The organism is Halomonas sp. B23F22_10 (assembly GCF_043496975.1).
In the GTDB taxonomy this organism is placed as follows: domain Bacteria; phylum Pseudomonadota; class Gammaproteobacteria; order Pseudomonadales; family Halomonadaceae; genus Halomonas; species Halomonas smyrnensis.
The window spans coordinates 436,658-459,873 of record NZ_JBIEKF010000004.1; the positions used below are offsets into that span (position 1 = coordinate 436,658).

General features: G+C 66.5%; 17 protein-coding genes and 1 pseudogene. 14 read left to right on the top strand and 4 right to left on the bottom strand.

The genetic code is table 11. From position 1 onward, the window contains the following. Positions 1-95: 95 nt before the first annotated feature. Complete coding sequence (locus tag ACGTNF_RS11820; protein ID WP_394601881.1) at positions 96-617, bottom strand: invasion associated locus B family protein; 522 nt, start codon at positions 615-617, stop codon at positions 96-98. A 203-nt stretch (positions 618-820) separates the two neighbouring features. Next, positions 821-2,395 (bottom strand): BCCT family transporter, encoded by a 1,575-nt coding sequence (locus tag ACGTNF_RS11825; RefSeq protein WP_394601882.1) that lies wholly within the window; start codon positions 2,393-2,395, stop codon positions 821-823. Positions 2,396-2,638: 243 nt separating this feature from the next. On the opposite strand from ACGTNF_RS11825, the gene fdhA reads away from it, so the two are divergent. Beyond that, positions 2,639-3,832, top strand: a complete 1,194-nt coding sequence (gene fdhA, locus ACGTNF_RS11830; RefSeq protein WP_016853735.1) for a formaldehyde dehydrogenase, glutathione-independent — start codon at positions 2,639-2,641, stop codon at positions 3,830-3,832. Positions 3,833-4,127: 295 nt separating this feature from the next. Beyond that, the gene (locus ACGTNF_RS11835; protein WP_394601883.1) at positions 4,128-4,385 is read left to right on the top strand and encodes a hypothetical protein; all 258 of its coding nucleotides are present in this window, start codon (positions 4,128-4,130) and stop codon (positions 4,383-4,385) included. Between the two features lie 164 nt (positions 4,386-4,549). Here the strand turns inward: ACGTNF_RS11835 and gbca are convergent, their stop codons facing one another. Then, positions 4,550-5,836 carry a glycine betaine monooxygenase oxygenase subunit gene (gene gbca / locus ACGTNF_RS11840; protein ID WP_394601884.1) on the bottom strand — a complete coding sequence of 429 codons (1,287 nt, stop codon included), beginning with the start codon at positions 5,834-5,836 and terminating at the stop codon, positions 4,550-4,552. 344 nt (positions 5,837-6,180) lie between these two features. On the opposite strand from gbca, the gene gbcB reads away from it, so the two are divergent. From gbcB to ACGTNF_RS11860, 4 genes are all read left to right on the top strand, one after another. After that, positions 6,181-7,296 (top strand): glycine betaine monooxygenase reductase subunit, encoded by a 1,116-nt coding sequence (gene gbcB, locus ACGTNF_RS11845; protein ID WP_026068277.1) that lies wholly within the window; start codon positions 6,181-6,183, stop codon positions 7,294-7,296. A 391-nt stretch (positions 7,297-7,687) separates the two neighbouring features. Further along, positions 7,688-8,269 carry a sugar dehydrogenase complex small subunit gene (locus tag ACGTNF_RS11850; RefSeq protein WP_394601885.1) on the top strand — a complete coding sequence of 194 codons (582 nt, stop codon included), beginning with the start codon at positions 7,688-7,690 and terminating at the stop codon, positions 8,267-8,269. A gap of 78 nt (positions 8,270-8,347) precedes the next feature. Beyond that, positions 8,348-9,958 carry a GMC family oxidoreductase gene (locus ACGTNF_RS11855; protein ID WP_394601886.1) on the top strand — a complete coding sequence of 537 codons (1,611 nt, stop codon included), beginning with the start codon at positions 8,348-8,350 and terminating at the stop codon, positions 9,956-9,958. 2 nt (positions 9,959-9,960) lie between these two features. Next, positions 9,961-11,457, top strand: a complete 1,497-nt coding sequence (locus tag ACGTNF_RS11860) for a c-type cytochrome (RefSeq protein WP_394601887.1) — start codon at positions 9,961-9,963, stop codon at positions 11,455-11,457. An 89-nt stretch (positions 11,458-11,546) separates the two neighbouring features. On the opposite strand, the pseudogene ACGTNF_RS16300 reads toward ACGTNF_RS11860, so the two are convergent. Next, positions 11,547-12,380: pseudogene (locus ACGTNF_RS16300) on the bottom strand (efflux RND transporter periplasmic adaptor subunit); the annotation flags it as partial. Here ACGTNF_RS16300 and ACGTNF_RS11870 point away from each other — a divergent pair. The 8 genes from ACGTNF_RS11870 to dctP all read left to right on the top strand — a co-directional run bounded on the left by ACGTNF_RS11870 (position 12,379) and on the right by dctP (position 23,121). Continuing rightward, positions 12,379-13,419 (top strand): GlxA family transcriptional regulator, encoded by a 1,041-nt coding sequence (locus ACGTNF_RS11870; RefSeq protein WP_394601888.1) that lies wholly within the window; start codon positions 12,379-12,381, stop codon positions 13,417-13,419. The pseudogene ACGTNF_RS16300 and the gene ACGTNF_RS11870 overlap by 2 nt on opposite strands. 397 nt (positions 13,420-13,816) lie before the next feature. Then, positions 13,817-15,115, top strand: coding sequence for a serine hydroxymethyltransferase (gene glyA, locus ACGTNF_RS11875; RefSeq protein ID WP_394601889.1), 1,299 nt, complete (start codon positions 13,817-13,819; stop codon positions 15,113-15,115). 49 nt (positions 15,116-15,164) lie between these two features. Further along, positions 15,165-16,415, top strand: coding sequence for a sarcosine oxidase subunit beta family protein (locus ACGTNF_RS11880; protein WP_016853743.1), 1,251 nt, complete (start codon positions 15,165-15,167; stop codon positions 16,413-16,415). A 21-nt stretch (positions 16,416-16,436) separates the two neighbouring features. Continuing rightward, positions 16,437-16,784 (top strand): sarcosine oxidase subunit delta, encoded by a 348-nt coding sequence (locus ACGTNF_RS11885; RefSeq protein ID WP_016853744.1) that lies wholly within the window; start codon positions 16,437-16,439, stop codon positions 16,782-16,784. Further along, positions 16,781-19,810 carry a sarcosine oxidase subunit alpha family protein gene (locus ACGTNF_RS11890; RefSeq protein WP_394601890.1) on the top strand — a complete coding sequence of 1,010 codons (3,030 nt, stop codon included), beginning with the start codon at positions 16,781-16,783 and terminating at the stop codon, positions 19,808-19,810. Before ACGTNF_RS11885 ends, ACGTNF_RS11890 begins: the two co-directional genes overlap by 4 nt. Next, positions 19,803-20,453 carry a sarcosine oxidase subunit gamma gene (locus ACGTNF_RS11895; RefSeq protein WP_394601891.1) on the top strand — a complete coding sequence of 217 codons (651 nt, stop codon included), beginning with the start codon at positions 19,803-19,805 and terminating at the stop codon, positions 20,451-20,453. The genes ACGTNF_RS11890 and ACGTNF_RS11895 overlap by 8 nt, the downstream gene beginning before the upstream one ends. A 68-nt stretch (positions 20,454-20,521) precedes the next feature. After that, a complete protein-coding gene (purU, locus tag ACGTNF_RS11900) occupies positions 20,522-21,400 on the top strand; it encodes a formyltetrahydrofolate deformylase (RefSeq protein ID WP_016853747.1) in 879 nt (292 codons plus the stop codon). 563 nt (positions 21,401-21,963) lie between these two features. Then, the gene (dctP, locus tag ACGTNF_RS11905) at positions 21,964-23,121 is read left to right on the top strand and encodes a TRAP transporter substrate-binding protein DctP (protein WP_016853748.1); all 1,158 of its coding nucleotides are present in this window, start codon (positions 21,964-21,966) and stop codon (positions 23,119-23,121) included. Positions 23,122-23,216: the final 95 nt, after the last annotated feature.

Here is a 23,216-nt window from a genome sequence, read left to right on the forward strand (position 1 = left end):
GCGACATAATTCCTTGTTTTCCCCAGCCGTTTTAGTGCACCAAAGCAAAAGCCCCGGTCGATGACCGGGGCTTTTTTCGTGGCGCGACGCGCGACTCAGATCTGCTGGCTGGCGTTGGTGAAGCCCATCAGCGAGATGTTCAGGTCGCGGCGATTGCCGCGCGGGCCGATCAGGCTCAGGGTGGCGTTGCTGCCCCCGCGCAGCTGCTGCATCAGCGACGGCTCCAGCGGCAGGTCGGCGCGGCAGCCCGGCTGGTCGCAGACCTGGTAGGGGAAGGGCACGCCTTCGCCGCCGTCCACGCTGAGCTGCAGGCCCGGCGCCAGGCGCACGCCCAGCGGCAGCAGGAAGGTCATGATCGGCGCCTCGGCCTGGGGCGGCTGGGCGATGATCACGCGCATCACCGGCTGGTCGTCATCCGGGTTGGTGACCAGCTGGGTCATGCTGCACGGGGCGTTCTGGCCGTCGGTGGGGCAGCGCACTTCCCAGCTCTGGTACTGCTCGCTCTCGAAATTGCCGCCCTGGCCCTGGCCGGACATGCTGGACTGGGCGAGGGCCGAGGAGGCCAGCGGCAGCAGGCACAGCAGGCCGATCAGGCCCGACACGAGTCGTTTGGACATTGGGGTTCTTTCTCCTGACGGTGTGAGACGGGTTTGACGCTCGTGGCCCCGGGCGCCGAGCGGTGCCCGGGCATGGTGCTACCACCATGCCCGGAACCGGCGGCGAGGTCGAGCCCCGCGGGGGCCGGAACGGGGCTCGATAACGCCGACGCCCCCGGCGGGAGGTCCCGGCCGGGGGCGTCGAAGGAGAGCGGATCGCCGGATCAGGCGGCCCGGGCGGTGCCCAGGGCGCGCTGCTCCTCGCGCAGGCTCTTGACCAGCCCCACGGCCATCAGCAGCAGCACCAGGGTGAAGGGCAGGCCGGTGGCCACGGCGCCGGCCTGGAGGGCGCCGAGGGCCTTGTCGCCGCCGCCATAGAGCAGCACGCCGGCGATCACGCCTTCCAGGGTGGCCCAGAACACCCGCTGGGTGCGCGGGGCGTCGACCTTGCCGCCGGCGGTGATGTTGTCGATCACCAGCGAGCCGGAGTCCGAGGAGGTGATGAAGAACACCAGCACCAGCACGATGGCCATGGTCGAGGTCAAGGTGGTCAGCGGCAGGTGCTCGAGCATCTGGAACATCGCCAGCGACACCTCGCCGATGCCGTCGGCCAGCGCGCCGACGCCGCTCGCGGACTGGGCCAGGGCGTTGCCGCCGAAGGCGCTCATCCACACGACGGTGACCAGCGTCGGTACCAGCAGCACCGCCATCAGGAATTCCCGCACCGTGCGGCCGCGCGAGACCCGGGCGATGAACATGCCGACGAACGGCGACCAGGAGATCCACCAGGCCCAGTAGAACACGGTCCAGCCGTGGAACCAGGTGTCGTCCTCGCGGCCGATCCAGTTCGACAGCGGCACCAGGTGCGTCAGGTAGGCCACGCCGGTGTCCCACAGGCCGTTGACGAACAGCAGGGTGGAACCGGTGATGACCACGAACGCCAGCAGCAGCAGGGCGATCACCATGTTGATGTTGGAGAACAGCTTGACCCCGCCGTCGATGCCCCGCCACACGGAGAACAGCGCCACCGCGGTGACCGCCACGATGATGGCGAGCTGGGTGCCGAGGGTGTTGGGCACGTCGAACAGGTAGTTGAGGCCGCCGGCGGCCTGGGAGGCGCCGAAGCCCAGCGAGGTGGCCAGGCCGAAGATGGTGGCCAGCACCGCGAGGATGTCCACCAGATGGCCGAACCAGCCGCGGGTGCGCTCGCCGAGCAGCGGCGTGAAGGCCGAACGCAGGGTCAGCGGCAGGCCGCGGTTGTAGGCGAAGAAGGCCAGCGACAGCCCGACCACGCCGTAGATCGCCCAGGGATGGAGGCCCCAGTGGAACATGGTGGCGCCCATGGCGGCGCTGGCGCCTTCCGGGGTGCGGGCGGCGACGTCGAGCGGGGTGCCGTACCAGTCGGTGTAGTAGGCGACCGGCTCGGCCACGCTCCAGAACATCAGGCCGATGCCCATGCCGGCGGCGAACAGCATGCTGAACCAGGACACCAGCGAATGATCCGGCCGGGCGCCGGGGCCGCCCAGGCGAATGCGGCCCAGCGGCAGCACGATCAGCGCCAGGCACAGCACCACGAACGCGTTGCCGGCGATCATGAACAGCCAGTCGAAGTGCTCGATGGCGAAGCCGCGCGCCGCCCCCAGCTGGGTGTTGGCGGCGTCGGGGTAGACCAGCGCGTAGAGAATGAAGCCGAGAATGGCCAGCGCAGACAGCGGGAACACGGGGTTGTGGAAGTCCAGCCCCATCATCTGCTTGTTGTCCTGTCCGGCCGACAGGACAGGGTCGTCATCGTGAGTCATGCGTATTCCTCGGTTGTTGTTGTGTGCCGCGCCGGGCGGCGCCGACCATTCTTGTCGTCGGGCCGGTTCGAGGAGTGTCGTGAAAGCGACCTGTAGCTGTGCGTCGACAGCAAGTGGCCTCAGGGGGTCGCGGATGGACATGACGAAGCCGCTCGAGGAGCGTTCCGGCCAGGCGAGAGGGGTAGGGTCGGGAGGACGGTCTTGTACCGTGAGTCCACAAAAACCATGAAGGAAGCCAGCCACATGAGTTCTAACAACCGCGGAGTCGTCTACAAGGGCCCGGGCGAGGTCGCCGTCGAGTCCATCGCCTACCCGGAACTCGCCCTCGGCAATCGCAAGTGCGAACACGGCGTGATCCTCAAGGTCGTCACCACCAACATCTGTGGCAGCGACCAGCACATGGTGCGGGGCCGTACCACCGCCCCGGAAGGTCTGGTGCTGGGTCACGAGATCACCGGCATCGTGGTCGAGTGCGGCCGCGACGTTGAATTCCTGAGCCCGGGCGACATGGTGTCGGTGCCGTTCAACATCGCCTGCGGCCGCTGCCGCAACTGCAAGTCGGGCCAGACCGGCATCTGCCTGAACGTCAACCCGTCGCGTCCGGGCGCGGCCTACGGCTACGTCGACATGGGCGGCTGGGTCGGCGGCCAGACCGAATACGTCATGGTCCCCTACGCCGACTTCAACCTGCTGAAGTTCCCGGACGCCGACCAGGCCATGGAGAAGATCAAGGACCTGACGCTTCTGTCCGACATCTTCCCGACCGGCTTCCACGGCTGCGTCACCGCCGGCGTCGGCCCGGGCTCCACCGTCTACATCGCCGGCGCCGGCCCGGTCGGCCTGGCCGCCGCGGTCTCCGCCCAGCTGCTGGGTGCCGCCTGCGTCATCGTCGGCGACATGATCGAGGACCGCCTGGCCCAGGCCCGCAGCTTCGGCTGCGAGACCATCGATCTGACCGAAGACGGCGACATGGCCGACAAGATCGAGGTCATCCTCGGCGAGCGCGAAGTCGATGCCTTCGTCGACTGCGTCGGCTTCGAGGCCCACGCCTGCGGCTGCAACCACGGCCAGGAAGCGCCGGCCGCGGTGCTGAACTCCGCCATGTCGGTGACCCGCGCCGGCGGTCAGATCGGCATCCCCGGCCTGTACGTGACCGAGGACCCGGGCTCTGCCGACGCCGCCGCCCAGCAGGGCAGCCTGAGCATGCGCTTCGGCCTCGGCTGGGCCAAGTCGCACAGCTTCCACACCGGCCAGTGCCCGGTGATGAAGTATCACCGTCCGCTGATGCAGGCGATCCTGTTCGGCAAGGTCAACATCGCCGACGCGGTCAACGTGCAGATGATCACCCTGGACCAGGCGCCGCAGGGCTACGCCGACTTCGATGGTGGTGCGGCCAAGAAATTCGTCATCGACCCGCACGGCAGCGTGGCCGCCTGAGACCTTCGGGAATAGGACCTCCGGGAGTAAGACGCCCGGGATATAGGATGTCGTGGTACGAGGGCGTCAGGCTCTCTCCATGACGGCGCCCCTCGGGGCGCCGTCATGCGTTGGGGGGAGAGGTGGGGAGAGCGGCGGCGACGCTCCCGAGGCGACATCGGACAGCAGGCTCGCCGGCATTGCGGCGGTCGCCGCGGAGTGCCAATCTTGGCGCTATCCGGGGGCGCCGAGCCCCGCATCGTCACGATCGGCGGAGACCACCGAGCCCGAACACCAACAACAGGGGGAACCCACCATGATGATCGTCGACCTGATCGACGGGGACGACTTCCGCGACCGCCTGGTGGCGCTGGACATTCATATCCCCAGGGATGCCTGCCCCGAGACCTGTGCCCGTCTGGCACGGCTCAAGCATGACGAGGCCGGTGTGCCGGGGCTCGAGGCGCTGGTGCGAGGGCTGATGGCCCAGACCGACGTGATGCTGCCCGCGGTGCGCGAGGCCATCGAGCAGCATCTGATGGAGCTGCCGAGCGGAGACGGCGAACCGGCCTGAGGGCCGCGGCCGCTCTCTCGAGCCGCCGAACGAACGCGCCCCGCCCGGAGGTCCGGGCGGGGCGTCTTGGTGTCTGGCCGCTCGTGTCGGCGCCGACGCGGCGACGATAGAAAGGGACCCTCCGAGGCGGGTCCTTGCGATGGCGGGCGCGAGCGGGGACGAGATCAGCCGTTGGCGAGCTGCAGGTCGGGCCGGCTGTGGCCCAGGTTCTCCAGCATGCGCTCGCTGTACCAGTTGACGAAGTCGATGACGCCATACTCGTAGGTCTCGGAGTACGGGCCCGGCTGGTAGCTCTTGGAGTTGATGCCGCGCTGGTTTTCCTCGGCCAGGCGACGGTCCTGGTCGTTGGTGGCGTCCCACACCTTGCGCATCTGCTCGGGATGGTAGTCGACGCCTTCCACGGCATCCTTGTGCACCAGCCACTTGGTGGTCACCACGGTCTGCTGCGGGCCGATCGGCATGACCCGGAAGACGAGGGCATGGTCGCCCATGAAATGGTTCCAGGAGTTCGGCAGGTGCAGGATGCGCAGCGAGCCCAGGTCGGCGCTCTGCAGGTTGCCCATCAGCTTCTGGCAGGCGCGCTTGCCGTCCATGGTCATCGATTCCGCGCCGTCCAGCAGCGGGGTGCGAGTCAGGCGGTTGCGACGATCCAGGCGGGTCAGCTTGTAGGGCACGCACTGGGCTTCCCAGTCGGCCTGCTTGCGCGCGACCAGGTCCTTGTAGGCCGGGGTGGCGCGGGGATCGTCGGTGTCGTCGAACTCCTGCAGGGAGTTGAGCAGCTCCGGGTGCGCGCCGTTGCAGTGGTAGCACTCGCGGTTGTTCTCGAGCACCAGCTTCCAGTTGCACTGCTCGACGATGCTGGATTCCACGGCGACCTTGAGGTTTTCCATGTCGTAGGGCGCCAGGTAGTGGTCCAGCGTCTCGAGGAAACCGTCGATCGCCGGGGCCTCGTCGGCCAGGCTGACGAAGATGAAGCCGCCGCCGGTGCGCACGTGAACCGGCTTGAGGCCATGATCGGCGAGGTTGAATGACTGGCCCATCTCGGTGCCGGCGAACAAAAGGCGGCCGTCCAGCTCGTAGGTCCACTGATGGTAGGGGCAGACCAGCTTGGCGACCTTGCCCTTGTCGGCCACGCACAGGCGCGAGCCGCGGTGGCGGCAGACGTTGTGGAAGGCGTGCACTTCACCGTCGTTGCCGCGCACGATCACCACCGGGTTGTCCCCGACCTCCAGGGTCATGAAATTGCCCTTGGCGGGAATCTCGGAGGTCATGCCCGCGAACAGCCACTCCTTCTCGAAGATTTCCTGCATGTCGAGGGCGAACAGCCGCTCGTCGTTGTAGAAGGGCTGGGGCAGCGAATAATGGTGCTGACGCTCCTTCAGCATCTCGGCGGTGGCCTCGCGTGCCGGGGCCAGGGGGTCATCCAGGCGGGCAGGTGACAGTGAATCCATGGTGGGACGCTTCCTCATTGCTGGGCTGCTGTGACAGCCTCGGGATTGTTGAAATGCGGGCCAAGGTCTAGCGAATTCACGCCCCGGTGGGGCCGCGGCGGGTGAGGTGAGTTTGAAACAGCGTCAGCGGGGGGGGTTGTCCACCGGCGACGCGTGATGATGCAACAGCGACCAGGGGGGAGAAGAAATGTCGCACAGGTGGACCTGTCGGGTATGGCCATGTCGCTGACAGGCAAGTGGGGGAGCGCAGGCGTGCGCAGAATTCTGCCAACGGCAGGCGGTGTCTCCGCCGTCGGATCGAGCGCTTCACGCTGCAGCCCCAGGCGACCCCAGGCGATACCATCATGACAATGAATTATCTCAATCCCGTCAATCCCGTCACCACCCAGACCTGGACCAACGGCCGCCACCAGGTGCGTTGCGTCAAGGTGATCCAGGAGACCTGGGATACCCGCACCTTCTGCTTCATGGCCGAGCAGCCGGTGATGTTCTTCTTCAAGCCGGGACAGTTCGTGACCCTGGAACTGGAGATCGACGGCGAGCAGGTGATGCGCTCCTACACCATCTCCAGCTCCCCGTCGGTGCCCTACAGCTTCTCGATCACCGTCAAGCGCATGCCGGGCGGCGTGGTCTCCAACTGGCTGCACGACAACCTCAAGGTCAACGACGAGCTGGCCGTGCACGGTCCGGTCGGCAAGTTCAACATCATCGACTATCCGGCCGACAAGGTGCTGATGCTGTCCGGCGGCGTGGGCATCACCCCGCTGATGTCGATGGTGCGCTGGCTGTTCGACACCAACGCCACGGTGGACCTGCAGTTCGTGCACAGCTCGCGCACGCCCCAGGACATCATCTTCCACCGCGAGCTGGAGCACATCTTCTCGCGGATCCCCGAGTTCAAGATGCACATCGTCTGCGAGCGCAGCGACGAGCTGGGCGAAGCCTGGTCCGGCTTCCGCGGTTACCTGAGCCAGGCGATGCTGGAGCTGATGGCGCCGGACTTCATGGACCGCGAGATCTTCTGCTGCGGCCCTACGCCGTATATGAACGCGGTCAAGCGCCTGCTTCAGGAAAACGGCTTCGACATGAGCCACTACCACGAGGAGGCCTTCGGCGCCACGCCGCAGGACGTGCAGGAAGACGTCATCGAGAACGTGGAGCAGGCCGAGGCCGAGGCCGAGGAGCTCGACGTTTCCGACATGCTGAGCGTCGAGTTCAGCACCACCGGCAAGAGCGTGCGCATCCAGCCGGGCGAGACCGTGCACACCGCCGCCGCCAAGCTGGGCCTGCACATTCCGAAGGCCTGCGGCATGGGCATCTGTGGCACCTGCCGCGTGGCCGTGACCGAGGGCGAGGTCGAGATGGAGCACAACGGCGGCATCACCGACGAGGACGTGGCCGAGGGCTACATCCTGTCCTGCTGCAGCACGCCCAAGACCAACCTGGTCGTGGACTACTAGCGTCGCCCGCGATCCTGTGTGATAGGTGACGAAGAGCCCCTGGCCAAGCGGCCCGGGGCTTTTTCGTCTCGGCGTAGGCGTGAAAGGCTGAGGTTGGAATAAGAAAAAGGCGCTTTTCCATGGGGTCCATCCTGTCCTCCTGGCCATTCTTTATCACTATTTTTGATGGAAGAGTTTTACTTAATATCTATATGAAGTTTTTGAATAAAGGTGTGTAAATCGCATTATTCGAGATCTTGGAATAGTGCTTTCGTTATTTTGTTAGCCAGCGATCTTTACCTATATATCAGGCTTCGTTAATATCTTAGAGATGCTTACTTCATGCGTCATCATGCCGCAGGTGAGGTTGGCAGGATGGATCTCAAGACGATGTTCCACGGAGTCTCAGGGGGTGAGAGTGCACAAAGAGTTGGGTGATGATTCAGAGGATACCCCTGTCCTGCCGCGCCGACGCCTGCTGAAAGGCATGGTGTTCGCTATGCCGGCGCTATGGCTGATGGGGCAGAACGGCTTTTTGACATCGTCCTATGCGGCCGTGGAAACCGAGCGGGTGGCGCCCAGTGACTTCATGTCGCTCTCACGGCTGTTGACCGGCCATAGTGATATTGCCGATGAGCTGGCCGATGTCGCCTGGGCAGCGCTGTGCCAGCGAAACGAGAAATTTGCCGAGCGCTTTGCGGCTCTTTCCAAGGCCGCTGCAAGGTCTGGGCTAGAGCGCTTCGAAGATTATCCCGATTCATCGATTGCGCTGGATCCCGGGCTCAAGGCTACCGCCGTCGATATCGTCAGTGCCTGGTATCTCGGCCGTGTCGGCAGGGTGGATGGCTTCTCCGATGCGAGCTCGACGATGGTGACCTATCACGATGCGCTGATGTGGCGTCCCACCATCGATGTCACCGTCATTCCCACCTATGCGCGCGGTGGTCCCGGACACTGGGCTGAACCGCCCCACGGTGTCACGCCGCGCTCCTGAAGCGCTCCATTCATCTGAACGCTGCCTACCGGATGTCCCTGTGGCACGACGTTTGTGCGTTCTGTTCCAGGGAATCTTATGGCAACTCAAGAATTCGATGCCGATGTGATCGTCGTGGGTGCCGGCGCGATGGGCGGTCTGGCCGCTCATGAGCTCGCCCGTCAGGGCAAGTCGGTTATCCTGCTCGAGGCTGGCCCGCGTGTACCACGCTGGAAGATCCTCGAGAATTTCCGCACCAACGCCAACGTCTACACTAACGGCGGCAATCGCAATGTGCCGTATCCCAACGAACCGTGGGCACCGACCTCCTACACGCCGGGATATATCGAGAATAGTGGGCCGGTGAACTACGTGCCGGGGATGCTGCGGCTGGTCGGCGGTACGACCTGGCACTGGGGCGGGGCCTGCTGGCGCAATCTGCCCAATGACTTCAAGTTGCACTCCACCTATGGGGTGGGTCGCGACTGGCCAATTTCCTACGATGACCTCGAGCCTTACTACTACAAGGCCGAGGTCGAGATGGGCGTCTCCGGCGACGATCAGGCCGACTATTCTGGCCAGGGTGGTCAGCCGTATCCGCCGCGTGGGCAACCTTATCCGATTCGTCCTCAAGCGATGTCCTACGCCTCGCGCCGGCTCGCTGAACGTGTTGCCGCGGGCGGCTATCACTTCACCTATCAGCCGAACGGTCGAGCGACCGATCCCTATGGCGATCGTCCTGCCTGTGTCGGCAACAACAACTGTTCGCCGATTTGCCCGATCGGTGCACAGTATTCCGGCGATCGAAGCTCTACCAAGGCCGAGCGTGAAGGTGCGAGGCTGATCCCCAACGCCGTCGTCTACCGGCTGGAGGCGTCTTCCGATGGCAAGAAGATCGCCGCGGTGCACTACTACACACCCGATAAGGAGAGCGTGCGCTTGACGTCGCGCTACGTGATCGTCGCCGCCCACGCGCTGGAGACGCCACGGCTGCTGCTGATGTCGGACGTGGCGAATAGTTCCGACATGGTCGGCCGCAACCTGATGGACCACAACGCCTTCGGGCTTCAGCTGCTGGCCGACGAGCCGCTGTGGTCGGGGCGCGGGCCGGTGCAGCAGGGCGATATCCTCAACTGGCGGGATGGGTCGTTCCGCGCCCGGCATGCGGCCATTCGATACGAAGTCGGGAACTACACGGCCAATTTTTCCATCACCGAGAAGCTGCTGAGTCAGGGGGTGATCGGGCCCGAGCTCGACCAGAAGATCCGCGACTGGTCGTCGCGCATCATCGGTTTCTCCAGCAACATCGAGATGCTGCCCGAGCCCACCAATCGCGTCACGCTCAGTCGGGAGAGGAAGGACTTCTTCGGCCTGCCGACCATGAACGTCCACTACGACATCAATGACTACGTCCGGGCAGGGGCGGAGGTGGTCAAGCAGGACTTCGACCATTTCCAGCGCCTGCTGGGCGCCGAGATCTTCGCCAAGAATGTCTCTGAGTACGAGAACCGTGATCACCCGATGGGGACGGTGATCATGGGCGACGACCCGCGCGACTCGGTGGTCAACAGCGAGTGTCGCACCCACGATCACGACAACCTTTTTCTGGCGACGACCGGTGTGATGCCGGCCGCCGCAGCCAATAATCCGACGATGACCGGGTGCGCACTCTCGCTGCGTGCCGCCGACATCATTGCCAGGGAGCTATGAGCATGGAGACGAGCGTTTTCTCTTTGCGCCGGCGGCTCGTTCCCGGTGGATTGGCGCTATTGCTGGCGATGCTGGCAGGACAGGCCGAGGCAGCCGATGGAGTATCGCAGGCCTCGCTGTCGCGCGGCGAGTACTTGGCGCGGGCCGCCGACTGTGCGGCCTGCCATACACCGCCGGACCACGAGGAAGATGCCTTCGGCGGCGGCTACGTCATTGCCTCGCCGCTGGGCGACATCGTGTCCTCCAACATCACGCCCTCCGAGCAGTTCGGGATTGGTGGCTGGAGCGAGGCCGAGTTCGCCCGAGCCGTTCGCGAGGGCGTGACGCCGGCAGGGACCCATCTCTATCCCGCCATGCCATACGACGCTTATTCCGGCATCACCGATGAGGACATGCGGGCGCTCTACGGCTATTTCATGGATGGCGTGGCGCCGATCGATCGCGCGCCACGGCGCCATACCGATCTTGCCTTTCCGTTCAACCAGCGCTGGTTGATGGCGGCCTGGAACCTGCTGTTTACCGACGATGAACGCTTTGCTGTCCGGGAGGGCGAGAGCCATGTCTTGGCCCGAGGACGCTATCTCGTCGACAACCTTGCGCACTGCGGGACTTGTCACACCCCGCGCAACGTTTTCATGGCGCCGGAGGAGGATGAGTATCTGGCGGGTGCGCCGCTGGGAGGCTGGTATGCCCCCAACATCACGGCCGATGAAACGAACGGCATCGGGGGCTGGCGCGATCAAGAGCTGGTCGACTACCTCAAGAATGGCCATGTCACGGGCAAGGGCGTGGCGGCTGGGCCGATGGCCGAAGCGGTCGAGAACAGCTTCCGCTTCCTTGACGACGACGACCTCCATGCCATGGCGGACTATCTCAAGAGCGTGCCGGCGGTCGCTGGTTCGACTCATACGCCGCCGCAGGAGGGGGGCGGCGACGCGTCCGGCGAGCCCTACGCGTTCCAGGACGATAGCGCCGATAAGACCAAGCGCGCCGTTCGTCAGGCTCGCCGCGCACTGCCAGAGGTGATGGCCGATCGCAGTGATTTCGCTGGAATGACCGATGGTGCGCTGCTCTACGAGAGCTCCTGTGCCAGCTGCCATCAGTTGAATGGTGCCGGAACCGAGGACCACTACTATCCCTCGCTATACCACTCCTCCGCCACCGCTGCGTCATCGCCTAACAACCTGGTCATGACGGTGCTGAAAGGCATCGATCGTCGGGGAGCCGACGGTGAGATCGCCATGCCGGCCTTCGGTCGGGACTACTCTGATGAGCAGGTGGCGGCGGTCGTCAACTTCGTCGCCGACCGCTTCGGCAATCCGGCGCTGGACGTGACCGCACAGCGAGTCGCTACCCTTCGCGCCGGCGGCGACAAGCCGCTCCTGGCCACGCTGGGTGGCTGGCTGGTAGCCATTCCGGTGGTGGCCGTCGTCGTGCTGCTGGCCATGGTCCGATGGAGACGACGGCGGCGACGTACCGCAGCGCTTGCTCGTCGCTGACGCAACGCCATGAGATTCGTGTCGGCAACGTCGCGACGGTCAGCGCTCGACGATGGCGCTGCCGTCGCTGACCCGCTCGCCGGGATAGCGATCACCCGCTGGCCCGCTCCCAGGCCGTCGCGGATCTGCACCGCCAGATCGTTGCGCGCGCCGATCGTGACCGTCTGGCGCCGCGCCTCGCCGTCATCGGCGACGAACACCGCCCAGTCGTCACCGTCGCGGAACAGCGCGCCGAGCGGCACCTGCAGTACCTCGCCCTCGAACAGCACGATGCCGACGTCGACCCGATAGTCGTGGCCGAGGCGCTCCCAGCGTGCCGGCGGGTCGCTCAGGTCGAGCACCACGTCGACGTGCTGCTCCTCGATGCCCAGCGCCGAGACGCGGGTCACGCCCAGCGGCTCGATGCGGCGCACCCTGGCCGCCAGCTCGGGCCCGCCCCAGCCGCCGAGGATGGCCGCCTGGCCCGGGGAGACGCGCACCGCGTCCTCGGAGAGCAGGTCGACCACCACTTCCAGGTCGGCCGGATCGCCGATCTCCATCAGCGGGTTGCCGTGGAAGCGGATCTCGCCTTCGGTGGGGATATCCAGCCCGCAGAGCAGGTTGAGCAGCGTCGACTTGCCGCTGCCCGAGGGGCCGAGCAGCACCACCAGCTCGCCGGCCGCGAGGTCCCGATCGACGCCGCGCAGCGCGGCCACCTCCACCGTGCCCATGCGGAAGATGCGGGTCAGATGACGGGCTTCGAGCACCGTCGATGGGGAACAGGCGAGTGAGGGCGTCGGCACTCCGGGGTTCCCTGCATGGGCAGCGGTCGTCTTCCGGGAGTATAGCGAGCCGGCTCCGATGCGCCGGGCCCGCGTTGCGCCGCGCCGCGCCGTGCCGGACACTAGGGGCGATCCGGCGAGAGCGAAGAGTCCCCGTCCCATGCGTCATTCCCACGACAGCGAGCCCCTGTCCGTCGGCTTCGTGCTGCTGCGGCGTTTCACCCTGATGCCCTTCGCGGCCTTCGTCGACTGCCTGCGCCTGGCCGCCGACGAGGGCGACCGCTCGCGCCAGCTGCGCTGCCACTGGGTGTTCATGACCAGCGGCGGGCACGACGCCATGTCCAGCTGCGGCGCCGCCATCACGCCCTGCTCGCCGTTTCGCGATCCTCGCGGCTTCGACTACATCGTGGTCATCGGCGGCGTGCAGGACGAGCACGACGCGGTGGACGAGGCGGCGCTCCATTACCTTCAGGGCGTGGCCGAGGCCGGCGTGCCGCTGGTGGGGGTATGTACCGGCGTCTTCGCGCTGATCCAGGCGGAGCTGATGAACGGGCGACGCTGCTGCGTGAGCTGGTACCACCACGGCGACCTGACCCATCGCTTCCCCGACATCGAGCCGGTGGCGGATCGGCTGTTCATCGACGACGGCGACCGACTGACCTGCGCCGGCGGCATCGCCTCGGCGGACCTGGCCGCCTACCTGGTCGAGCGCCACCTGGGCAAGGCCTGGGCGATGAAGAGCCTGCACATCATGCTGATCGACGAGGCGCGACGCGGCGAGCATCCCCAGCCCCAGCCGGTGGTCTTCGACAAGGTGGAGGATTGCCTGGTGCGCCGCGCCATCACCATCATCGAGCAGCACCTGGGCGAGGCGATCACGGTGGACGAGCTGGCGCGGCGGGTGGGCTCGTCGCGGCGCAACATCGAGCGCAAGTTTCGCGAGGAACTGGGCATCGGGCCGCAGAAATTCGCCCGCGACCTGCGCCTGCGCTACGGCCTGTGGCTCTTGCACTACACCGCCAAGAGCGTCACCGAGATCGGCGAGCGCTGCGGTTTCGCCGACACCGCCCATTTCTCGCGCCACTTCCGCGAGGCCTTCGGCGATACGCCCACCGCCCTGCGCAAGGCCGCGCAGCGCGGCGAGACGCCGGTGGATCCGTTCTTCCTGCATATCGCCTCCCGCGAGGGGGCGAGCGGATAGGCGCTTCCTCGCCGACGGCGAGCCGATCATGGCGGTCGAGGAGGGCGAGCGTCGTTCCCTCGATGGCGTCGGTTCCAGCGTCGCCGGCCAGGGGCGACGAGGCCATTCAACGGGGCCGGTGCATCTGCACCGGCCCTTTGCATAGGGCATGTAGAAATACAAAAACAGCCAAAAAATTAAATAATTAAAAATCAGTTATTTGAAAATTCTGGCGGGAATTTGTCGGTAAATATGTCGCATATATTCAATCTTTGAGCGGCGGGCTTGGCTATCAATGTACCCAAGGTGAAACGAGCGAGACCGCGGTGTCTCGTTCAACGATGATGATGTCGTTTCCAGAACGCCTCGATCGCCGCCTTCTTTTAACGTTGTGACGCTAACCCCAGGGTGATGACGAATGAATGACAACAACCTGACAATGACCGATCCCCAGATCGCTGCCGCCATCGGAGACGAGGTGGCGCGCCAGGAAGCCCACATCGAGCTGATTGCCTCCGAGAACTACGCCAGCCCCCAGGTGATGGCGGCTCAGGGCAGTCAGCTGACCAACAAGTACGCCGAGGGCTACCCGGGCAAGCGCTACTACGGCGGCTGCGAGCACGTCGACGTGGTCGAGCAGCTGGCCATCGAGCGCGCCTGCGCGCTGTTCGGCGCCGATTACGCCAATGTCCAGCCCCACTCCGGCGCCCAGGCCAACGCCGCGGCCTTCATGGCCATGGTCGCCCCGGGCGACACCGTGCTGGGCATGAGCCTGGCCCACGGCGGTCACCTGACCCACGGCGCCGCGCCGAACTTCTCCGGCAAGCACTACAACGCCGTGCAGTACGGCCTGAACCCGGAGACCGGCGAGATCGACTACGAGGAAGTCGAGCGCCTGGCCCATGAGCACCAGCCGAAGCTGATCATCGCCGGCTTCTCGGCCTACTCGCGGGTCGTCAACTGGCGTCGTTTCCGCGACATCGCCGACGCCGTGGGCGCCTACCTGCTGGTCGACATGGCCCACGTCGCCGGTCTGGTCGCCGCCGGCCACTATCCGAGCCCGCTGCCCCACGCCCACGTGGTGACCACCACCACCCACAAGACCCTGCGCGGTCCGCGTGGTGGCCTGATCCTCTCCGCCAGCGGCGACGAGGCGCTGTACAAGAAGCTCAACGGCGCGGTCTTCCCGGGTCAGCAGGGCGGCCCGCTGATGCACGTCATCGCCGCCAAGGCCGTGGCCTTCCGCGAGGCCATGAGCCAGGACTTCGTGCGCTACCAGGCCCAGGTCATCGACAACGCCCGGGCCATGGCCAGCGTGTTCGTCGAGCGCGGCTTCGAGGTCGTCTCCGGCGGCACCGACGATCACCTGTTCCTGGTCTCGCTGATCAAGCAGGGCGTGACCGGCAAGGACGCGGACGCCGCCCTGGGCCGTTCGCACATCACCGTCAACAAGAACGCCGTGCCGGGCGACCCGCAGAGCCCGTTCGTCACCTCCGGCCTGCGCCTCGGCACGCCGGCCGTGACCACCCGCGGCTTCAGCCAGGCCGACTGCGAGGCCCTGGCCGGCTGGATCTGCGACATCCTCGACGTGCTGGAGACGCAGGAAGACACCTCCGCCATCGAGGCGGAAGTCCGCGGCAAGGTGGCCGAGCTGTGTGCCCGCCACCCCGTCTATGCAAAGTCCGTCGCCGAACAGGCCGATACCGCCACCGCGTGAGCCCGTTCCCCGCCGGTGAACCGGCGGGGCCCTTGAGGAGTAGACCCCTATGCAACGTTATTCAGGTTTCGGGCTGGTCAAGCACGCGCTGAGCCACCACGAGAACTGGCAGCGCCAGTGGCGCAACCCGACGCCCAAGAAGTCCTACGATGTCATCATCGTCGGCGGCGGCGGCCACGGGCTGGCCACGGCCTATTACCTGGCCAAGCAGCACGGCATCACCAACGTCGCCGTGATCGAGAAGGGCTGGCTGGGCGGCGGCAACACCGCGCGCAACACCACCATCGTGCGTTCCAACTATCTGTGGGACGAGGCGGCGGCGCTCTACGAGCATTCCATGAAGCTGTGGGAAGGCCTGTCCCAGGACCTCAACTACAACGTCATGTTCTCCCAGCGCGGCGTGCTCAACCTGGGCCACACCCTGCAGGACATGCGCGACATCCAGCGCCGCGTCAACGCTAACCGCCTGAACGGCGTCGACGGCGAGGTGGTCACCCCGGAGCAGATCAAGGAGATCGAGCCGCTGCTGGACACCTCCAAGCGCGCTCGCTACCCGATCCTCGGCGCCTCCTGGCAGCCGCGCGGCGGCGTGGCCCGTCACGACGCCGTGGCCTGGGGCTTCGCCCGCGGTGCCGACGCCCTGGGCGTGGACATCCTGCAGCAGACCGAGGTCACCGGCTTCAAGATCCGCGACGGCCAGATCTTCGGGGTGCACACCAACCGCGGTGACATCGAGGCCAAGACCGTCGGCTGCGTGACCGCCGGCAACTCCGGCGTGATGGCCAAGATGGCCGGCATCAAGCTGCCGCTGGAATCGCATCCGCTGCAGGCGCTGGTCTCCGAGCCGCTCAAGCCGGTGCTCAACACCGTGACCATGTCCAACCACGTGCACGGCTACGTCAGCCAGTCGGACAAGGGCGACCTGGTCATCGGCGCCGGCATCGACGGCTACAACGGCTACGGCCAGCGCGGCAGCTACCCGACCATCGAGCACACCCTGCAGGCGATCGTCGAGATGTTCCCGATGTTCTCGCGGGTGCGCATGAACCGTCAGTGGGGCGGCATCGTCGACACCTGCCCGGACGCCTGCCCGATCATCTCCAAGACCAAGGTCAAGGGCCTGTACTTCAACTGCGGCTGGGGCACCGGCGGCTTCAAGGCCACGCCGGGCTCGGCCAACGTGTTCGCGGCGAGCCTGGCCAAGGGCGAGATGCATCCGATCGCCGCCCCGTTCTCCATCGACCGCTTCAATACCGGAGCGCTGATCGACGAGCACGGCGCCGCCGGCGTGGCCCACTGATTTCCGCAGAGGAGAGCCGACATGTTCTATATCCATTGCCCCTACTGCGGCGAATACCGCGAGGAAGAGGAATTCCATCCGAAGGGTGAGGCGCACATCGCCCGCCCGGCGGATCCGGAGAACTGCAGCGACGACGAATGGGGCGACTACCTGTTCTTCCGCGACAACCCCCGTGGCATCCACCACGAGCTGTGGGTGCACGCCGTGGGCTGCCGCAAGTTCTTCAACATCACGCGCAACACCGTGAGCTACGAGATCCTCGAGACCTACAAGATGGGCGAGCAGCCGACGTACACCGCCGAGCACCCCGAGGGCCGGCCGTCCGCTGAAGCCGAAACGGCATCGCTTCGTGAAGGAGTCCGCGCATGAGCCAGCCCAACGCTCAAGAGAACCGTCTCGCCCAGGGCGGCCGCATCGACCGCAGCCGTCGGCTGAGCTTCACCTTCAACGGCAAGACGTATCAGGGCCATGCCGGTGACACCCTGGCCTCCGCCCTGTTGGCCAACGGCGTCGACATCGTCAACCGCAGCTTCAAGTACTCGCGTCCCCGCGGCATCTTCGCCGCCGGCGCCGAGGAGCCGAACGCGCTGGTCCAGCTCGGTGTCAGCGAGGCCGGCCAGGTGCCGAACGTGCGCGCCACCCAGCAGGCGCTGTACGACGGCCTGACCGCGCGCAGCACCAACGGCTGGCCGAACGTCCAGCGCGACCTGATGGGCCTGGTCGGCAAGCTGGGCGGTGGCTTCATGCCGCCGGGCTTCTACTACAAGACCTTCATGGCGCCGGCCTCCATGTGGATGACCTACGAGAAGGTCATCCGCAAGGGCGCCGGCCTCGGTCGCAGCCCGCTGGAAAGCGATCCGGACATCTACGATCACATGCACCAGCACTGTGACGTGCTGGTGGTCGGCGCCGGCCCGGCCGGCCTGGCCGCCGCCCTGGCCGCCGCCAGGAGCGGCGCGCGGGTGATCGTCGCCGACGAGCAGGAAGAGATGGGCGGCACGCTGCTCGACTCCCGCGAGCTGCTCGACGACAAGCCGGCCGAGCAGTGGGTCGCCGAGACCGTCGAGGCGCTGTCCAACATGGACAACGTGACCCTGCTGCCGCGCACCACCGCCAACGGCTATCACGATCACAACTTCGTGACCCTGCACGAGCGCCGCACCGAGCACCTGGCCGACACCGCGCCGCTCAAGGATGGCCTGCGTCAGGTTCGTTCACGCCTGCATCGCGTGCGTGCCGGCCGCGTCGTGCTGGCCACCGGCGCCCACGAGCGTCCGCTGGTCTACGGCAACAACGACGTGCCGGGCAACATGCTGGCCGGCGCCGTCTCCACCTACATCCGCCGCTACGGCGTGGTGCCGGGCAACAAGCTGGTGCTGTCCGTCAGCAACGATCACGCCTACCGCGCCGCCCTGGACTGGGTCGAGGCCGGCCGTGACGTGGTCGCCATCGCCGACGCCCGGGCCAACCCGGACGGCGAGCTGGTCGAGCAGGCCCGCGCCAAGGGCATCCGCATCATCGCCGGCGCCGCGGTCGTCGAGGCCAAGGGCGACGCCCGCGTCAGCGCCGCCCGCATCGCCAAGGTCGACCTCCAGGGCTTCCGCGTGGTCGGTAGCGCCGAGACCCTGAGCTGCGACACCATCGCCAGCTCCGGCGGCTACAGCCCGGTCATCCACCTGGCGTCCCACACCGGCAGCCGTCCGACCTGGAACGAGGAGCTGCTCGGCTTCGTCCCGAACACCGTGAAGGGCGTCGCCGCCGCCGGGGGCGCGCGAGGCGTCTATGCCACCGGCGCGGTGCTGGCCGACGGCGCCGAGGCCGGCTTCTCCGCCGCCTCCGTGGGCCTGCCCCGGGTCGCCGAGCGCCGTGACGGCGCCGCCGTGGCGCTCTATCAGGTGCCCCACGAGAAGGCGACCCTGCGCGCGCCGAAGCAGTTCGTCGACCTGCAGAACGACGTCACCGCGGCCGGCATCGAAGTGGCCACCCGCGAGGGCTTCGAGTCCATCGAGCACGTCAAGCGCTACACCGCCATGGGCTTCGGTACCGACCAGGGCAAGCTCGGCAACATCAACGGCATGGCCATCGCCGCCCGCGTCCTGGGTCGCTCGATCCCCGAGGTCGGCACCACGGTGTTCCGTCCGAACTACACCCCGGTGACCTTCGGCGCCATCGTCGGCCGCCACTGCGGCGAGCTGTTCGATCCCGAGCGCTACACCGCCATGCATCAGTGGCACGTGGAGCAGGGCGCCGCGTTCGAGGAAGTCGGCCAGTGGATGCGTCCGTGGTACTTCCCGCGCAAGATCAACGGCAAGACCGAGACCATGCACGAGGCGGTGGCTCGCGAGTGCCTGGCCGTGCGCGAGAAGGTCGGCATCCTCGACGCCTCCACCCTGGGCAAGATCGACATCCAGGGCCCGGACGCGCGTGAGTTCCTGGGGCGCGTCTACACCAACAAGTGGGCCAAGCTGGCTCCCGGCCGCGTCCGCTACGGCCTGATGTGCAAGGACGACGGCATGGTGTTCGACGACGGCACCACCAGCTGCCTCGGCGACAACCACTTCCTGATGACCACCAGCACCGGCGGCGCCGCCACCGTGCTCGAGTGGCTCGAGATCTGGCACCAGACCGAGTGGCCGGAGCTGGACGTCTACTTCAACTCCGTGACCGATCACTGGGCGACCATGACCATCACCGGTCCGGAAGCGCGCAAGCTGATGGAAGAGGTCACCACCGAGGTCGACCTCGACAAGGACAGCTTCAAGTTCATGGACTGGAAGGAAGGCAAGGTGGCCGGGGTGCCGGCGCGCATCTTCCGCATCTCCTTCACCGGTGAGCTGGCCTACGAGATCAACGTCCAGGCCAGCTACGCCCTGCACGTCTGGGAGACGCTGTTCGCCCACGGCGACCAGTACGGCCTGACGCCTTACGGCACCGAGACCATGCACGTGCTGCGCGCCGAGAAGGGCTTCATCATCGCCGGTCAGGACACCGACGGCTCGGTGACCCCGGAAGACCTCGGCATGCACTGGGCGATCGGCTACGACAAGCCGTTCTCCTGGATCGGCAAGCGTGCCCTGACGCGGCCGGACACCTCGCGCGAGAACCGCAAGCAGATGGTCGGCCTCAAGCCGAAGGATCCGACGGTGGTGCTGGAGGAGGGCGCGCAGATCGTGCTCGACCCGAACCACTCGATCCCGATGCCGATGGAGGGTCACGTGACCTCCAGCTACTACAGCCCGACCCTGGCATCCGGCTTCGCCCTGGCCGTGGTCAAGGGCGGTCACCAGAAGATGGGCGAGACCGTCTATCTGCCCATGGTCGACGGCCAGGTCCACGAGGCCGAGATCGTCAGCCCCATCTTCCTCGACCCCAAGGGAGAGCGTCAGAATGTCTAACACTGCTGTTGAAACGGTCAGGACCTTCGATACCCGCACCGAGGCCAAGATCCCGGTCGAATCGCCGCTCACCTACAGCTATCGTCGTTCGGGGGCTCCGGCCCCCACCGCCAAGAGCCGGGTGGTGATGCGCGAGAGGGCCTTCCTCGGCCACCTGGTGCTGCGCGGCGGCGCCGTGGTGCTCGACGGCGCGGTGCGTGCGGTGCTCGGCATCTCCCTGCCCGGCGAGCCCCTGGGCCTGGTCCAGGACGACGAGGGCAAGCGCTCGATCCAGTGGGTCTCCCCGGACGAGTGGCTGGTGATCGTGCCCGGCGGCGAGGAGTTCGAGCTCGAGAACCGCCTGCGCGCGGCGCTGGGCGACGCCCACTTCGCGATCAGCAACGTCAGCGGCGGCCAGACCCTGGTCGAGCTCGAGGGCGAGGCCGCCCGCGAGGTGCTGATGAAGTCGGTGGTCTATGACGTCCATCCGAGCCACTTCCCGGTCGGCAAGGGCGTGACCACCATCTTCGCCAAGACCACCGTGGTGCTGCGTCGTCCGAGCGAGGAGCGCTGGGAGCTGGTGGTGCGCCGCAGCTTCGCCGACTACACCTATCGCTGGCTGCTGGATGCCGGCGAGGAATACGCCATCGGCGTCGAGCGCTGAGCGCCCCGCCATCCCGTTGTGCTATCAGGCCGGGGCTTCCCCGGCCTGCTTCGTCAGGAGATTCTCCCATGAGCCACAGCGCCGGCAAGAGCGCCGATACCTGGATTCTCACTGCCCAGTGCCCCAGCCGCCTGGGCACCGTCGACGTGGTGACCCGCTTCCTGAAGGAGAGCCGCTGCTACATCACCGAGCAGCAGTCCTTCGACGACCATCACGGCGAGCGCTTCTTCATCCGCACCGAGTTCCGACCGCTGGAGCCGGACTTCGATGCCGAGGCCTTCCAGGCCGCCTTCGCCGCCCGCGCCGCCGAGTTCGAGATGGCCTTCGAGCTGACCGCGCCGGACGCGCGGATGCCGGTGGTGATCATGGTGTCCAAGGCGGACCATTGCCTGAACGACCTGCTGTATCGCTATCGCACCGGCCAGCTGCCGATCGAGATTCGCGCGGTGGTCTCCAACCACCCGGACCTCCAGCCGCTGGCCGACTGGCACGGGCTGCCGTACTACCACTTCCCGATCACCGCCGAGACCAAGGCCGAGCAGGAGGCCCGGGTGTGGGAGGTGGTCGAGGAGACCGGCGCCGAGCTGGTGATCCTGGCCCGCTACATGCAGGTGCTCTCCAGCGACATGTGCGAGAAGCTCTCCGGCCGCGCGATCAACATCCATCACTCGCTGCTGCCGGGCTTCAAGGGCGCCAAGCCCTATCACCAGGCCTTCGAGAAGGGCGTCAAGCTGGTGGGTGCCACCGCGCACTACATCAACGACGATCTGGACGAGGGGCCCATCATCACCCAGGGCGTGGAGCCGGTCGGCCATGCCGACGATCCCGAGGACCTGGTGGCCAAGGGCCGCGACATCGAATGCCTGACCCTGGCGCGCGCCGTCGACGCCCACGTGGCGCGCCGCGTGTTCCTGCACGGCCGCCGCACGGTGGTGTTCTCGCGCTAACCAGGCCAAGGGGGCAGGGGCGCCAGATCGAGTGCCCCTGATGCCTGCCGCACCCGCCGTCGACGCCCACGTGGCGCGTCGGGTGTTCCTGCACGGCCGCCGCATGGTGGTGTTCTCGCGCTGATCGTTCGCTGTGATCTCAGGGCCGCTCGCCCGAGCGGCCTTTCACGGCCATCGCTTCCCCGGCGATGGCCGTCGTCTTTTTCCTGCCCCACCGCCTCCCGCTCTGTCCCGTCCTGGCCTCTCGTCACTCGTTCAATAGTCGTAGGGCGGGGACGACGTCTGCGTCGCCTCTGAACATCAATTCTTATATATAACAGCGTTTTAGTCCGTTATCGGTGCGTATCGTTGAGCGATGTACGTTGAAAGTCGCTGTTGGCCGCGGCCTCCGGGGACACTACGTTTTGATGCGGAAGGTATTTCCAGAGACATGGATCGTGTTGCCCATGTCGTCGGCGTCCCTCGGGCGCCGGCGGCATGGGGTCAAACCAGAACAGACAACAACAAGCCCTCCGTCATCGCGCCGTGCGGGACGGACGCAACACCAACGAGGAGTCCTCGCCATGCAAGACGACCAGCAGCCCAAGCGCACTTCGTCCGATCGCGTCGCGACATCGGGCAGCGGTGCCGGCAATCGTCGCAACTTCCTGAAGGCCGCCGCGATCGGCTCCGCGGCGGCGGTCGCGGCCCCCTGGATCGGCAATGTCCAGGCCCAGCAGGGCATCCGCATCCGCATGCAGTCCTCCTGGCAGCCGGGGACCGTCGGCTATCGTACCTTCGAGTCCTGGGCCAACGGCGTGGCCGAGGCCACCAGCGGCGAGGTCAGCATCGAGCCGTTCCCGGCCGGCGCCGTGGCCGGGGCCTTCGAGGTCGCCGATGCGGTGCGCAACGGCGTGCTCGACGGTCAGAACTGGTTCACCGTCTACTGGCCCGGCAAGATGCCGGCCGGCGTCTTCCTCACCGCCTTCCCCATGGGCCTGTCGCTGCCCCACCAGTGGGACATGATGTTCGGCGCCTACGGCGGCTTCGGCATCGCCAAGGAGCTGTACCGCAAGCAGGGCCAGGAGCTGCTGGGCTATGTCCACCATGACCTCAACCTGATCCACTCCAAGATCCCGCTGCGCAGCTTCGACGACTTCGACGGGGTCAAGATCCGCATGCCCGGCGGCATCGTGGCCGAGACCTTCGCCGAGATGGGGGCGCGGACCACGCTGCTGCCCGGCTCCGAGGTCTATCCGGCGCTGGAGAAGGGCACCATCGACGCCGCCGACTTCACCGGGGCGGCGGTCAACTACGAGCTCGGCTTCTGGCAGGTGGCCGACTACATCATCATGGGCCCGCCCTCCACGCCGTGCCTGCACCAGGCGGTCGACCTGATGGACATCTCGGTCAACCGCCGCGTCTATGAGCGCATGTCCTCCCAGACCCAGGATCTGATGCACGACCTGGTGGCGGCCTATTCCCGCGAGCACTATGCGGCGATCCAGAAGGCCAACGCCGAGGCCTGGCCCAAGTATCGCGAGAAGGGCGTCGAGATCATCCACCTCTCCGAGGAGGACGCCGATCGCTTCCGCCAGGTGTCCATTCCGCTGTGGTTCAAGTGGGCCAACAAGGACCCGGATGCCGCGCGCATGTTCCGCGCCCACCTCGACACCATGATGGATCCGGCGGTGGCGCTGATCACCGAGGACGACATCAAGGACTTCGAGCTCAACGTCTGATCCCTCTGATCGACCCGCCGGGGGTTGTGGGCCGAGCGCCGCAGCCCCCGGCCTGCCTGGGTCACCATGCCCTGATCCTGCATCCCGTCGGCTAG